At 51.8% G+C, this 16494-nt stretch carries 2 protein-coding genes and 1 pseudogene; all 3 read left to right on the plus strand.

Going from position 1 to position 16494, the window contains the following annotated elements; all coding sequences use genetic code 11:
- Positions 1–52 precede the first annotated feature (52 nt).
- A complete protein-coding gene (locus GJB61_RS02495; RefSeq protein WP_154116773.1) occupies positions 53–5134 on the plus strand; it encodes an SDR family NAD(P)-dependent oxidoreductase in 5082 nt (1693 codons plus the stop codon).
- Positions 5127–10544, plus strand: coding sequence for a type I polyketide synthase (locus GJB61_RS02500; protein ID WP_154116775.1), 5418 nt, complete (start codon positions 5127–5129; stop codon positions 10542–10544). Before GJB61_RS02495 ends, GJB61_RS02500 begins: the two co-directional genes overlap by 8 nt.
- A gap of 93 nt (positions 10545–10637) precedes the next feature.
- Positions 10638–16490 (plus strand): annotated as a pseudogene (locus GJB61_RS02505) (SDR family NAD(P)-dependent oxidoreductase); the annotation flags it as partial.
- Positions 16491–16494 lie beyond the last annotated feature (4 nt).

Below are 16494 nucleotides of genomic sequence, written 5' to 3' on the forward strand. Positions count from 1 at the left end.
GGCAATTTGGACTGAACATTGCAGAGGCAAAATTGAAGCGGGAGTTGAGAGTATGGAAAGCAGTCTGAAGGCGCATAATCAAGGCTCCAAATCGGAACGTGATAAAAAAAGAAAACTGCTGAAGCAGCTGTTGCTTGAACGTGAGCCGTATGAAACCGATATCGCCGTGATCGGAATGAACGGAAAGTATCCTGATTCGGCTAATCTGGAGGAGTTCTGGAGCAATTTGAATGCGGGAAAGAATTGCATTCGCGAGGTTCCCAAGGAACGCTGGGATTGGAGGGAGCACTACGATCCGAGTAGAAAGGACAAGCAAAAAAGCTATACCAAATGGGGCGGGTTTATTGAAGACATCGATAAATTTGATCCCTTGTTTTTTAGTATTTCTCCTTTTGAAGCCGCAGGCATGGACCCCAATGAACGGCTCTTTCTGGAGACGGTCTGGTCTACTCTTGAAGATGCGGGCTACACAGGAAAAGAGCTTGCCGCTGCCAATCATAAGGTTGGCGTCTTTGTCGGCAACAATAATTCCAGCTATGAATGGCTGAGTGGTGAAGCGTCAGCCCGGGGGATATTTACGCAAGCCCATTCCGCCTATTGGTCGATCGCCAACCGTGTTTCCTACTTTTTCAATTTTCAGGGTCCCAGCCTGGCGCTGGATACGGCCTGCTCCTCCTCTCTCACCGCGATTCATCTCGCTTGCGAGAGTCTCAAGAGAAAGGAGTGCAAATTGGCGATCGCGGGCGGAGTTAATCTGATCCTGCATCCGGTTCACATCGCTAGACTATGCTACTGGAACATGGTGACTGCGGATGACAAGTGCAAAAGCTTCGGGGAAGGCGCGGACGGCTTCGTGGATGGCGAGGGCGTAGGAGCCGTACTGCTGAAGCCTCTGGCAGATGCGGTGAAGGACGGGGACCGTATATACGGAGTTATTAAAGGCTCCGCGATCAATTCCGGCGGCCGAACGAACGGCTATACTGTTCCGAATCCCAATGCACAGGCGGAGGTGATTCTCGATGTGTTGAACAAGACGGGCATCGATCCGCGCACGATCAGCTATATTGAGACACATGGCACAGGCACCTCAATGGGCGATCCCATTGAGGTTGCAGGTCTTAGCAAAGCGTTTAACCAATACACCCGTGACAAGCATTTTTGTCCCATCGGGTCTGTGAAGTCATCCATAGGACATCTGGAGTCTGCGGCAGGAATTGCCTCGTTCACCAAGGTGATGCTGCAGCTGAAGCATAAGCAGCTTGTACCCTCTATTCATTGCGAGACTTACAATCCCGCGATCGATTTTACTGAGACGCCATTTTATGTTCAGCGGGACAGCACAGCCTGGGAACAGCCGTATATTGACGGCCCGGATGGACGCAAGTCTTACCCGCGGCGCGCAGGCATCAGCTCCTTCGGTGCAGGCGGCACCAATGCCCACCTGATTGTGGAAGAATATCAAGCTGACGTTCAGAACCGTTCCGGCGGCAGGGGTCATAAGGGTCCAGCTATTTTTGTGCTGTCTGCCAAGACCACAGACAGACTTCAGCAGCAGGTAGGGAATCTGCTGAGCTATTTGCGCAATAACCGCCCGGACACATCCGTTGAGCTTGAAGATATCGCCTATACGCTGCAGACCGGAAGAGAAGCCTTCCCCGAGCGCTTGGCCGTAGTAGCCTCCGATGTAGAGCAGTTAATGGATGCCTTGGCAGCCTTTCATGACTCTTCAAGCTTAACGGGATCAGCTTATAGCGGCAGCGTAAAGACAGCAAGTGCAAAAGGCTCCCTCAGCAGCGGAAATGCAGGCAAAGCATTTATGGAAGCAGCCATAAAGGAACAGGAGTGGGAGCAATTGGCCCGGATGTGGACCCTGGGGGCCGATGTGGATTGGCATGTTTTGTACACACACCATACTCCATCCACCCTTTCGCTGCCGACGTATCCTTTTTTGCGGGAGCGCTACTGGATTGATGAAGGGACGGCTAAAGCAAACCTGCCGCATATGGAATATACAGCTGGAGTTGGAGCGCCATTCAATGTTGCATCAGCTGTTATTGGATCTGGAGCACCAGCAGCCATTGCCGGGGAAGTAGAGGCTGAACAAACCCTACATTATTATGCACCCAAGTGGGTGCTTTCGCCTTTAAGTTCCGTATCTTCAGCCCCAGCCGTACAGCAGGGACAACCAGCATCAGTACTACTGGTTTATCCGGTCAATCATGGAGGTTTAGTCCGCGGCCTTACTGACTTTCATCAGGACTGTGACGTTCGCAGCATTGTACTGGGAACGGTCAACCGGCAAATGGATCTCCATACGTGGGAAGTCGATATCTCCAGTGCCGACGGACTCTTTGGCTGTATGGAGCGGTTCCCGGCGTTTGATACCGTGTATTTTATGGGTGGCATTCAGCCAGAGCCTTATGCACTGGATGATTTCGGACAGTCGGAGTTACTCCATAAGCAAGGAGTACTTTCTTTATTCAGGCTTGTCAAAGCCCTGTCCAAGCAATTGGAGAGCCAGGATCAGGAAATCCGACTCAAAGTAGTGACAAGCAATCTGCATGATATTCTGCCGGGAGAGTTGAATCAGCGCCCGTTCACAGGCGGGCTCACCGGACTGGCAAGAACGATGTCCAAAGAGTATCCTCGCATCAAGATCAGTAATGTGGACATCTCCATGCTCTCCCGAGACAGCCAATGGAGCAAGGATGAGCTGGCTCTGATTGTACGTGAACTTGCGGAAGCGCCGTTAGTTAGAGATGGGGAAGAGTCCGCTCTGCGAAGCGGTAGACGTTACGTCCGCAGACTGTTTCCGGCTGTACTGCCTACGACCTCCGCAGATCCTTATGTAACAAATGGAGTGTACGTCATTATAGGCGGCTTGGGTACGATAGGTTATGAAATGGCCCTGCATCTGGCAGGCACAGTCCATGCCCGCTTGGCCATTATCGGCAGAAGTGAGCTGGATGCCGGGAAGCAGCAAAGAATATCTGCGCTGAAAGAACTGGGCGCAACTGTGAATTATGTCAAAGCAGATGTTTCGCAGGTGGACAGCCTTGCCCAAGCTTTTGCCGGAATCAAGCAGAAATGGGGCAGCATCCAGGGCGTGTTTCATTCGGCAATGACCTATGGAGAAGAGCGCCTGGATGGGATGAGCGAAGAGACGCTGCAAACTGCCGTTGCTCCCAAAATAGCCGGAAGCTTAGCGCTTTATCATGCCTTGAAGCATGAAGAACCGGATTTTGTTGTCTTTTTCTCCTCGGGCCAATCCTTTACCGGCAATGCTGGCAGAGGCCATTATGGGGCCGGGTGCAACTTTCAGGATACCTTTGCCGCCAGTTGGAATCGGGAGGCCCATTATGACGTCAAGGTCATTAACTGGGGATTTTGGAGGAACAACGACCCGGAGCTGCGTGACGAAATCCATCAGACACTGTCCCAAATTGGTATTTATCCCATCTATCCCGCCGAGGGGTTGCAGGCAGTCAAACAGCTTATCACCAGCGGTGCCGGGCAGATTTTGGCTTTCAAAGTAAAGCAATTTGTGCTCGATTTAATGAACGTTGATATGCAGGAGAAGATCAATTATGGCAGCAGCCAAGAGAATGACGGCTTTGACAGGATCAAGGAGCTGGCAGCTGGCATCGTGCCTCCGCAGGATAACATTGAAGATGCCGAAGCGGCGATGGCAGCGATCAATGAATACTCGTTGTTATCTGCCTTTCAGCGTATGGGTGTGTTTAAACACAGCGGAGAATATTATTCCAAGACCCGTTTGTGCGGGCACTTAGGCGTAACCCGGGGATATTCGCGCCTGTTTAGCGCCTTGCTGAACATTCTCAAACGGGGCGGTTATCTGGAAATCTCGGAGGATGTCATCCGCTGTACTGATCAAATAGCTGCCCCTAAGACCATACGGGAATTAGAGCAGCTTGAAGCGAGAAAAGAATATCTGACCTTTGTCTACCCAGAAGTAAAAGCGCTGGTTGAGTTGGCATGGATATGCCTGAACAATGCTCCGGCTCTGCTGCGGGGAGATATCAGCGCTGCTGATTTCATGTTTCCGAATTCGTCCATGGAGCTGGTTGAGGGGGTATACAAGGGGAATGCGGCAGCCGATTATTTTAACGGGCTAATGGTGTTGGCGGTCACTGAAGTTGTGGAATCTGCTCTGCCGCAGCTGCGTGAGGGTGAACAACTAAAGATTATCGAGGTTGGAGCAGGAACGGGAGGAACCAGTCAGTTGGTGTTGAAGGCTCTCGCGAAATACGGCGAACGGATCAGTTATCTCTATACCGATGTCTCCGGAGCTTTTATTCAGCACGGCAAAACCGTGTTTGGCCCAAGCTATGACTTTATGGATTTTAAAGTATTGGATGTGGAGAAGGATGTTCGGCAGCAAGGTTTCTCGCAAGGGGAATATCACTTGGCCATCGCTGCCAATATCCTGCATGCTACTGTCAATATGAGCGCCACGCTCGAAAACGTGCGGCCCCTGTTAAAAGAAAACGGCTGCATCATTCTTAATGAAGCGACAAAGGTGAATGACTTTCTAACGGTAACCTTCGGCATGCTGGAGGGCTGGTGGCTGTATGAGGATGAGGCCGACCGGCTGGAGGATTCTCCGCTGCTGAGCGAAGAACTCTGGGCCAATACGCTTGTCTCTGCCGGATATAGTTTGCCAACGGCTCTGGTTGAAGCCAGCAGCAGCAAACGGGGCTTGTTCCAAAATATTATACTCGCCCGCAGAAGCGAGGGTCTGAAGAAGGTGGAGGGTTCGCAGAAACAGCAGCTGCCGGGTATTCAAGCCACTGCCAGCACCGGCGGCGGAGTTGGAAGTCACAGTGCCCAAACCTATGTGTCAGGTAAAGAAGTTAACGAGCTCGATGTGCTTCAGCAAGCCGTCAAGGAATTGATCTCAGGAGTTATTCAAATCCCGCCGGACAGGCTTGATTCGGAGCTTCCGCTGGTGGATTACGGTGTTGATTCTATTTTTGCGGTCAAAATTGTCGATCTGATCAACGAGCAAATGGGCTTGCACCTGAAATCAACGGTGCTTTTCGACCATCCAACGCTCAAAAAGCTGACGGGCTATATTTTTCTGGAAAAGGAGAGGGATATTCAACATGCATAATGAAGAATCCGCAAATATCCGTGAACTGATCCGCAGCAAGCAAGTCTCTGATGAGGAAGGCTTTAAGCTGTACCAGAAGCTGATAGCCCGAACGAAATCAACGGCGGTGTCAGGCAAGTCGAAATCACAAGCACCAGTAGACAACAATAGTAATGAAAAGGATATCGCAATTGTCGGCTTATCCGGTGTTTTCCCGAGCGCCGGGGATGTCGAGCAATTGTGGGAAAAGCTGGTGAATGGCAAGTCCGCCATCACCGAAATCCCCTCCTCCAGATGGAAGCTGGAGAAGTTCTATCATCCGGATCCCTCAACCGTCAACCGGAGTTACTGCAAGGACGGGGGGTTCATGCCGGATGTGGATAAATTCGATCCCTTTTTCTTTAACATTACACCGAAGCATGCCGAAATCATGGATCCCCGGCAGAGAATCTTTTTGCAGGAGGCTTATCGCGCGTTTGAGGACGCTGGATATTCAAGCCAAGCGCTGGAGGGCCAGCGGTGTGGGGTGTTCGTGGGCTGTGAAGGAAGCAGTGATTATTTCACAGGCATTAATCCCGAGGGAATTGAGCTGAGCTCACACTATTTCCTGGGGGATTCCAACTCGGTGCTGGCTTCCCGGATCTCTTATTTTCTGGACCTGAAAGGACCGAGCATCACCATTGACACCGCCTGCTCTTCCTCTCTGGTAGCGATCCATCTGGCCTGTGAGAGTATCCGCAGCGGCGACTGCAGCATGGCGATATCAGGCGGGGTCACTTTGATGACCAAACCGCTCGGTTATTTATTGCTTAGCCGGATGGGCATGCTGTCTCCGGGCGGAACCTGCAAAGTGTTCGATAATTCGGCCGATGGGTTCGTTCCCGGTGAAGCAGCGGGTGTCGTGGTACTTAAGCTGCTAAGTGATGCGGTCGCTGACGGGGATTATATTTATGGTGTTATCAAGAGCTCAGGCATTAATCAGGATGGAAAAACGAACGGTATCACTGCTCCGAGTGCGATTTCCCAGACCGCTCTGGAGACGGAGGTCTACGAAAAGGCAGGCATTCATCCAGAGAGCATCAGTTATGTGGAGGCCCATGGGACAGGCACAAAGCTGGGTGATCCCATTGAATTCAGTGCTTTAACGGATACGTTCAGAAAATTCACCGACAAGCGGCAGTTTTGTCCACTCGGTTCCATTAAGAGCAATGTAGGACACACCGGAGCGGCTTCAGGCGTGACCGGGCTGATTAAGATTTTGCTGGCGCTCAAATATGGTACCATTCCTGCATCGCTGCACTACTCGGTACCTAATGAGCATATTTCCTTTGCAGACAGCCCGTTCTTTGTAGTTGCAGAGCCATTGCCCTGGAGCCGCGGAATGGACGGAACGCCGCGCAGAGCGGCATTAAGCTCCTTCGGACACAGCGGCACAAATTGCCATATGGTCATCGAAGAGGGGCCGGTACGTGAACATGCTTCTGCATCCTTTGCTCCAAGTTATCTGATACCTCTGTCCGCCAAGACGGAGGACGGGATATTGCGTATCATGCAGGAGTTGTTGACCCGGCTGGAATCCGGCAGGCTGCAGCATACCCTTGCGGAGATTGCCGGCACACTCCAGACCGGAAGAAGTCATTTTGCGAAACGTGCAGTTCTCTTTGTCCAAGACACTGCCGAGCTGAAGCAGCAATTAAAGCGCAGTATTCAAGAATGGGATAAACGTGCAGCAGCGGTCACTAACAAGAAAGACTTCCCTGGGAGCGACGGGGTACAAACATCCCACGCACTGGAGGATATCTGGCTGGGACTGCGGGAAACACGGCAATCAGACAGCCTTGCTTACAAGCAAAATCTGGAGTGGCTTGGCGAATGCTATCTGGATGGAGCTGCTGTTGAATGGGAACGGCTGTATGCAGGGAGCATACCTGGCCCTGTGCCGCTTCCCGGCTATCCGTTCGCCAAAGAGCGCTACTGGATGACGGAGGCAGACGCTAATGACCCTGTTTCTGAGCCGAAGCCAGCCTACACTTTTCTGGAGAAACGCTGGAAGGAAGCAGAGCTTGAGACTGTAGCAGCGGGAAACCCGCAAAAGGAACAGATGCAGGGAACCGTGCTTGTTTTGATAAATAAAGAGTCGGAAGCTATAGCAATAGCTTTGCAGCAGCAGTTACCCCATGTGAGAACCGTAATTGTCCGTGATCTTGGGGCAAACCCTCCCTATGCAAGTGTCGGAACTTCCCCAGCTGCAAGCGGCAGGGGTGTTTTTGATTTCAATATCTTCAGCGAAGGTGCTGACGCTGCGGGAAATCTTGTGAAACATGTGGAACGGGAAGCCATAACCGCTATAATCGACCTGTCTGATTGGGGCATAGGGCAAGATGGAGCGGGAGTTATGGGGCGGATCGGCTTACTCCAGCAGGTTATTAAGGATTCATATCCTGCACCGGGAGAACGCCGGACTACGCTGCGGCTGTTCCATCTCACACAAGGCTTGCAGACGTTCGAGAACGATAAGCCTGCTCTGGCCGGGGCGCAAATGGCGGGCTGGGTACGAATGCTGAGTGCGGAATACAGCCATGTGCAGGCCAAAACCCTTGACATGGAGATGGGAAGTCCCGATCCTACAGCTTTAAGCACAATTCTCAACCGCGAATGGCACAGTCCCGATATCCACAGCGAGCTGTGTTATCGGAATCAGCGGCGGTACGCGCCCTATTTGCAGGTGCAGGCGAAGAATGCAACCAAGACAATTGAACGTGGAAGCCACTGGATTGGCGATAAGGCTAAAACAGTCGTGATTACCGGTGGAACGCGGGGGCTGGGAGCACAGCTGGCTGCATCCCTGGTCAAACAGGGCGTGCGCAGACTTGTGCTGATGGGCGTAAGTGCGCTGCCGCCAAGATCGCAGTGGGACAATCTCGTTGCAGATTCCGGGGATTCCGCCGAGAAGATCCGCAGTATCCGTGAGCTGGAGCGTAACGGAGCTGAAGTAGAGCTGTATACCGGACCGCTGACGGATGAGGCTTCATTGATTCGCTTTTTTGCCGGAATCCGGCAGCGGTGGGGTGCCATCGGTGGAGTCATTCACTGCGCCGGTCGAAGTCATCACCGCAACCCGGCCTTTATCCATAAAACGGCGGAGGATATCTTGGATGTTTTGGCTCCGAAAGTAACAGGACTGCAAGTGCTGGACCGGGTTTTTGCCAAGGATGAACTGGGCTATTTCATCTTGTTCTCGTCGATATCGGGGATTGTGCCAACGCTTGGAGCAGGCGTCAGTGATTACGCGGCAGCCAATGCATATATGGACTATTTTGCCTCCTGCCGGCGCGGACAGGGGGACCGGAAATATCAGGCAATCTCGTGGACCCATTGGCGCGGAGCAGGCATGGAGGGTTTGGAAAGTCCGGCGTATCAACGGCTTGGACTGCGTACGCACTCGGTAGAAGAGGGACTGGAGCTGCTGGACAGCGTGATGGAGAGCGGCTTGGCATCCACCTTGCCGTGTGCAGCAGAATCCGCAGCTTTCGATCCGGCGGAATGGCTGAAGATTAAGCGAATACAGCCGGAGGCTGACAAGCAACCAGCGCAAGGGCTTCCTCCTGATAGCAGGAAGCAGGAACAGCAGGATCAAGAGAGACGGGCTACGGAATCTGGAGCTTCCGGGAAGATGCTGCCTGCGCTTAAGGATTTATTTTGCCGGGAATTAAAAATTCCGCTGGATAAGCTGGAGCCGAATATCCCGTTTGGTGATTTCGGGGTCGATTCGATTCTGCTGGCGGAACTGGTCACTCGGATTGAGGAGATGATCGGGCAAAGCCTGGAGCCGACAGTTGTGCTGGAGCATCCGACACTGGCCAAGCTTGCGAGCCATTTGGAGACGTTCGCGATGCCTAAAGCTGCTGAACAGAAACTGGAAATCAACGTGCCGGACATCAAGACACAGGAGAGCGCCTATTCCTCCGAACCGCGCGTTATTCATCTGCAGGAAAGCTTGGCGAAGGAGAACTTAAGCCAGAAGATTGCTGTAGTGGGCATGGCTTGTCATTTTCCCAGAGCGCCGGACAAAAATGCTTTCTGGGATCTGCTCACCGAAGGGCGGAGTGGGATCACTGAGATACCGGCAGGTCGCTGGGATGTGGACAAATACTATTCGCCGCAAGCGAGCCCGGGCCGCAGCATGAGCAAATGGGGGGGGTTCATTGAGGATATCGAGCAATTTGATCCGCAATATTTCAACATCAGCAAGGAGGATGCTCCATATATCGACCCGCTCATGCGCCAGTTCATGGAAGTAAGTGCGGAGACGCTGAGAGATGCCGGATATGAAACCAAGGAACTTTGGAACAAGAAGGTCGGCGTTTTTGTTGGGGCCCGTGCCGGTGCATTTTCGCCCAAATTGACCAAGGTAACCAAAAAAAGCATTATCGGCATCGGGCAGAATTTTATCGCGGCGCATATCTCGCATTTGTTCAACTTTAGGGGGCCGAGTCTTGTGATCGACAGTGCCTGTTCCTCTTCACTGGTCAGCCTGCATCTGGCTTGCCAAAGCCTGCTGCTGAATGAATGTGAAGCGGCGCTTGCTGGGGGTGTGGATATTCTGCTGGATGAGAAGCCTTATCTGATCTTAAGTGAGGGTGGAGCGTTATCTCCAGATGGGCAATGCCATACCTTCGCTGAGAGTGCTAATGGATTTGTACCTGGAGAAGGATGCGGTGCGGTTTTGTTGAAACGGCTGGAGCAGGCGATAGAGGACGGGGATCAAATCTATGCGGTGATCGAAGGCTCCGCTGTGAATAATGACGGCCGTACGATGGGTATTACAACACCCAATGCTGAGGCGCAGGAAGAGGTCATTCGCGAGGCCGTGCACAAAAGCGGGGCTGACCCTGCAACAATTAGCTATGTTGAAGCGCACGGAACAGGCACAATGATCGGTGATCCGATTGAGCTGCGGGCCTTAAGCAACGTATTCAGATCCTATACGGAGGAACGGCAGTACTGTGCCGTGGGCAGCGTGAAATCCAACATCGGTCATTTGCTCTGTGCAGCGGGAATCGCCAGTTTCATTAAGGTCGTCCTGTCCTTGAAGAATGGACAGCTTCCGCCAACGCTGAATTGCCAAACGCCAAATCCGCGCTTTAAATTTCAGGAATCTCCATTTTATCCGAACACCGCGCTCAAGGCATGGGAACCGCGCCAAGGCTACCGCAGAGCAGGCATAAGCTCATTCGGCTTCGGAGGCACCAATGCCCATCTGATTGTGGGCGGATATGATGTGAAATCGGCACAGAAGTATAACGCTGCCAGAGCCCCACTCCCGAAGCTGGAATATAACCGCAGCCGGTACTGGCCCGAAACACAGCCTAGCGTTCACTCCAGACCCGGGAAATTATTAATTTTGGAGAAAAGCGGCTCATATAATTAATGATTAATGCAACGAACTATAGGTGTGAGGGGGATATGCATGGAGATCAAAGATTTTAAATACGTCACCGTAATCGGGAATGACGACTACGTGGTCAGTGACCACCGGGTTCATGGTGTGCGTATCATGCCCGGCGTAACCTTTCTGGACATGCTGCTGCGGATCTTGAAGTCTGAGGGCATTGATGAGTCAACGGTTGAACTGCGCAATATTATTTTTCAGGAAGCCATCGCCACCACGGAGGATTACGACCGCAGAATTGAAGTGAGTCTCGTAAACGAACACAGCAGATTGACCCTTACAGTAAAGAGTCAACGGATAAGCAGCCGGTCCGCTGAAGGTGTAGACAGTCCATGGGATACCAACTTCCTGTGCGAGCTGCATATAACAGTGCCGGCTATTCCCCGCATGATTAATATCAATCAGCTGAAAGCGGATGCTGTTGCAGTAAGGGATCTGGATGAAGCTTATGCCTATGCGCGCCAGGTTAACATTACTCACTATGAGTTCATGAAAGGCTTGGGCCAAGTCTACGAAGGCCAAGGATATATCCTGGCAGAGGTTCACTTGAGTCCTTTGGCGGCAGAATACAGCGATTCTTTTTATATTCATCCGGTGTACCTGGACTGCTCTACCCTGGTGCCTGTTCTTTTTATGTTGAAGACCAAGACGCTTGCCGATATCAGCGAGCAGCAGGACAAGCCGTTTATTCCAATCTTCGTGGAGTCTTTCCGCGCAGCAGGTGAAATACTTGATAAAGCATACGTATGTGTGCGGGAGGATGGCATCAGCTTGTCAGCCTCCAAGGATATTATTTATTTCGATATTGAGCTGTACGACGGGCAAGGAAATCTGGTCGCTCTGTTTCAGCGGTTGGCTTCCAAGCAGATTCGTTCGGAAGGGTTAATGCACAAGCACGAAGAAGTGGCAATACCTCAAGTACAATCACCGCGCAGCAGCATAGAAGTACAAAGGCATATAACCATTCTTCCCGAACCACAGCTGGAACCACAGCTGGTGGAAGAGCAGCAGACAGTCAGGCTTCAGCGCCTGGAGCAAGAGATTCAGGGAATGATTGGCGAAGTAGCCGGAGTAGCAGCGCGCAGTATCAGCTTGGAAGAGGGCTTTTATGATCAGGGGCTGGACTCTTCCCAATTGCTGCTGCTGGTGCGGAAGCTGGAAGACCGGTTGCAGATGCAGCTCTATCCTACCCTGTTATTTGAATTCAGCAATATTAAACAATTGGCGTTGTACCTGGCCGAGAACAGCAAGGAAAACTGGAATGTTTCCAGTAGTCCGGCGCAGCAGGTGTTGCAGAGTAGTGAAGCTAAACGTTTTTATTATAGTCACAATTGGGTGCAAGCTACATCGCTCCCAGAAAAACAACAGGTAGAGGGAAGACTGCTGATTTTCACGACAGGTGCTGCACTTGGCAGCAGTGTTGAGCGCGTTCTCGCCGCACGTATGTCTGCTTCTACCATAGCTGTTCATCCCGGAGCGGGCTTTGAACAGGTAGATGACTACGTGTACCGGGTACGTCCTGGCAGTCGCGAGGATTACAAAGCTTTAATACAGCATTTGCACAACATCCAGCAGCTCCCGCAGTTCATTATTCATCTATGGGAAAAGAGTACTGTCGCAAACGCAGACATGCAGAGTCTGATTTCGGACAACCTGGAGTACGGGCTGTATTCGCTGCATGCGCTCACGCAAGCACTGCTTGAACAGAAGCTTCAGCAAGGCGTAACACTTATTTACGCGTTTATTAACGATGGAAAATTACAGACCACTCTCGACTCGGCAATCTCCGGTTATATGCGCTGTGTGACTCGGGAAAAGAGTGATTTCAGATATAAAACCCTAGAAATGGGCGCAGGAAGTGACTTGTCCGGACTTGCCTTGACCGAAATTCTGCTGCGGGAGCTGACCCCGCAGGCGATGAATGAATCGGAAATCAAGTATGTCAGCGGTCAGCGTTATGCCAAGCATTACCTTCCGTTTGCAGAATCAACACAGAATCCTGACGCTGTCGCAGATTCGGGCGCTACACTGGGGGCGATCATCAAGAAGCAGGATACTATCCTGATCACTGGCGGGTTGGGCGGGCTGGGCTGGATTTTTGCCAGGTATTTGGCGGTCCATTATCAAGCGAAGCTAATTCTGGCCGGCAGATCGAAACCGGGAAGTAAAGAAGACAAACAGCTTAAAGAATTGGAGTCGCTGGGTGCGGAGGTTCTATATGTCCAAGCCGATATAGGTATCCGCCAAGAGGCAGAGCAGTTATACAGGGCCGTCAAACAGCGCTATGGACAGGTTAACGGGATTATCCATTGTGCCGGAATTGTGCAGGATGGTCTCGTTATCCAGAAGGACAGAGCTGTAATAGAGAAAGTGCTGCGGCCTAAGATTCAGGGAACCCTGCTGCTGGATGAGCTGTTTCAGGAAGAACCACTGCGTTATTTTGTGCTGTTCTCCTCCTTTTCAGCGGTTGCGGGCAGTCCTGGTCAAGCTGACTATGCCTATGCCAACTGCTTTATGGATGAATATGCAGAACATAGACAAGGAACCGCGCGTCCCGGAAAAAGCCTGTCGATCAATTGGTCCCTCTGGAAGGAGGGTGGCATGCAGATTGATGTATTCTCCCAGGAGCATATGACCGCGACTACGGGCATCGTTCCTCTGGACACAGAGAGCGGTCTGCGGGCTTTTGAAGAGGCGCTGCTGTCGTCCTATTCCCGTGTGATCGTGCTGGAAGGCGATGAACACAAAATCGCAGGCGTTATGCCTGCTTATGAGCAAGCACGGGAGGTCAAGCCCGCCGCGGAGAAATTGCAGCAGCAGGAGCAAACGAAGCCAATCGAGCGGACAGATTTGCCCCATTCACTTCACTCATCAGCAGACGAAATGGCCATTATTGGCTTAAGCGGCCGGTATCCGATGGCAGAGAACGTGGCTGAATTCTGGGAAAATATCAAAGGCGGAACAGACTGCATCACCGAGATTCCCAAGGAACGCTGGGACCTTGCTAAAGATTTTGATCCGGATATTCATAAGCAGGGCAAGTCTTATACCAAATGGGGAGGCTTCATGGACGACGTGGATAAATTCGATCCGCTGTTCTTTAATATGTCGCCCCGGGAAGCAGAGTACGCCAGTCCGCAGGAGCGGTTGTTCCTGCAGACCGTCTGGCATGCCGTAGAGGATGCCGGGTATACACGCAACGAATTATCCAAGCGTAAAACCGGGGTATTTGTAGGGGTCATGTGGGAGCAATATCAACTATATGGAGCAGAACAGTCCATGTATGGGAATGTTATGGCGCTGAGCTCCTCCTACGCCAGCATTGCTAACCGCGTATCGTATGTTTTTAATTTTTGCGGACCTAGCCTGGCGATCGACACCATGTGTTCTTCTTCACTATCAGCCATTCACTACGCCTGCGAAAGCATCCGCCGCGGAGAATGTGAGGTTGCTGTGGCCGGAGGTGTGAATGTAGCCGTACATCCCAATAAATATATCCTGTTAAGCCAAGGCAAATTTGCCTCTACCGACGGCAAGTGCCGTAGCTTCGGAGAGGGTGGCGATGGTTACGTGCCGGGTGAAGGCGTCGGTGCCGTTATTATAAAACCTTTGCAGCAGGCGCAGGCGGATGGAGACCAGATCTACGGGGTGATTAAATCCAGTTCCATCAACCATGGTGGCAAGACGAGTGGTTTTACCGTACCTAGTCCGGCTTCCCAGTATAGTGTAATTGCGGACGCGATTAAAAAAGCTGACATTGATCCACGCTCGATTTCTTACATTGAGGCGCATGGAACAGGCACCTCTTTGGGTGATCCTATCGAAATTGCCGGACTTTCCAGAGTGTTCAGAGAGTACACGCAGGACAAGCAATTTTGCTCGATCGGTTCGATCAAATCTAATATAGGGCATCTGGAATCCGCTGCGGGCATCGCCGGAATTACCAAGATCCTGCTGCAGTTCAAGCATCAGGCCCTGGTGCCGTCCCTGCATTCGGAAATCCTGAATCCCGGGATTCCGTTTGAAAGCTCACCCTTTTATGTGCAGCATGAACTGGCGGAGTGGAAGCAACCGGTCGTACGCTCTGGAGAAGGAGGAGCGGTTACCCGCTATCCACGCAGAGCAGGGATCAGCGGATTTGGCGCCGGTGGAACCAATGTGCATCTCATTCTGGAGGAGTATCAGGCTCCACAAGTCCGCCAGCCGTACGACAAGGAGAATGAACCGCAGATCATTCTGCTCTCCGCCAAAACCGCAGAGAAGCTGAGCGAAACCGCCAGCCAGCTTCTCCTTTATCTGCGTCCTGAGCCAAAGGAACAGGAGCCTCTACTACAGCAGGAGGAAGAAGAACGAACAGTAGCCAGTATAGATGAAGATAACTGGCAGCTGCAGATCCGACTAGACGTGTCAAAGCTATTGGCTGATGTCCTGCAAGTAGATGTGAGAGATATGCTGGAGGACGAGAATCTGCTGGAATATGCAGCCTCACCGCTGGACTATTCTATTTTGTTTCAGCAAATTGCAGCCAACTTTCACTTGGAGCCGGATCAGGAACGTTTCCGAAACCATCTGACGTACTCTCAGCTATGTGATTATATTATGGAGTTGAAGAAGCACGGGGAGCACAGTCTCAAGGAAGCCAGCGGAGGAGATATATCTGTTCAATCCTCTTTGTTGGAGGATGCCCCGGTTTCTTTATCGGACATCGCCTATACTTTGCAGACGGGAAGAGAAGCGCTCACGGAACGAATCGCTTTTGTGGTCTCCAGTATAGAGGAGTTGTTATTGAAGCTGGAAGACCTGGTGGCAGGTACGTCGAAGAAAGTGGATATTTACCGGGGCCAAGTGAATTCCGGCCATTCAGGGCTAGGATTGCTGGTCGATGGAACTGCTGGAGAACGCTTTCTGGAAGCCGTTGTGCAGAATCAGGAGCTGTATAAGCTGGCTGAGCTGTGGACGCTGGGAGCCAAGATTGATTGGAACATTCTTTACAAAGGGCATCGTCCAAGACGTATTTCACTGCCGGGTTACCCCTTTGCCAAAGAACATTATTGGGTCCCGGTGGTACCCGCAGATTTCCTGAAGCATGCACAATTGGCAGCCTCACAAGTGCTTCACCCGCTGGTTGACAGCAATACCTCTACATTCTCGCAGCAAAAATTTGCGAAGCGGTTTAACGGGGAGGAGGGTTGGCTAAGGGATCATGTTCTGAATCAGCAAAAGCTTTTGCCAGGAGCGGCCTATTTGGAAATGGCTTGTGAGGCAGTCCGTAACTCTATAGATACCCGGTTCCCGGTGCTTCACAATATTGTGTGGGCCAGACCGCTCATCGTGAACTCTGAGCCTGCGGACATGCAGATTTATCTGTATCCCGAGGAGCAAATGGCCGAATTCGAGATTTTTACGGAGGAACAAGGCCGTAAAATTGTCTACGCCCAAGGGCACGCGGGTTTTGCCGGAACGCAACTGCCGGAGCCGGAAGCTGTGGATCTAGGGGCTATACAGGCACGCTGCAACAGATACGTAACGGGCCAAGACCATTATGCCGAGCTGGATAGCAAAGGCTTCCGCTACGGCAGTCTTTTTCAGACGATTACCCATCTATACTGCGGCGATACAGAATCACTGGCTTTATTGGAGCTGCCTCAGGAGGCTGGAGAGGAATTCAGCCGTTATACCCTGCATCCTTCCCTGATCGATGGAGCCTTTCAATCGGTAGCCGGTCTGGAAACGGGGGAACAGCCGGAGGCTTTTTCTATGCCTTTTTCGCTAGGTGAAGTCAGAGTATGGAGTGAACTCCCACGCCGTTGTTATGCGTATTGTGTGCTTGCTGACGGTCAGAGTCATTTCGGCAAAGGAATTAAGAAATACAATGTGGCGATCTTGGATGAAGCAGGACATACACGAGCCTTTTTGAAGGATTTTGCCG

Source organism: Paenibacillus monticola, assembly GCF_009664975.1.
GTDB lineage: Bacteria > Bacillota > Bacilli > Paenibacillales > Paenibacillaceae > Paenibacillus_AQ > Paenibacillus_AQ monticola.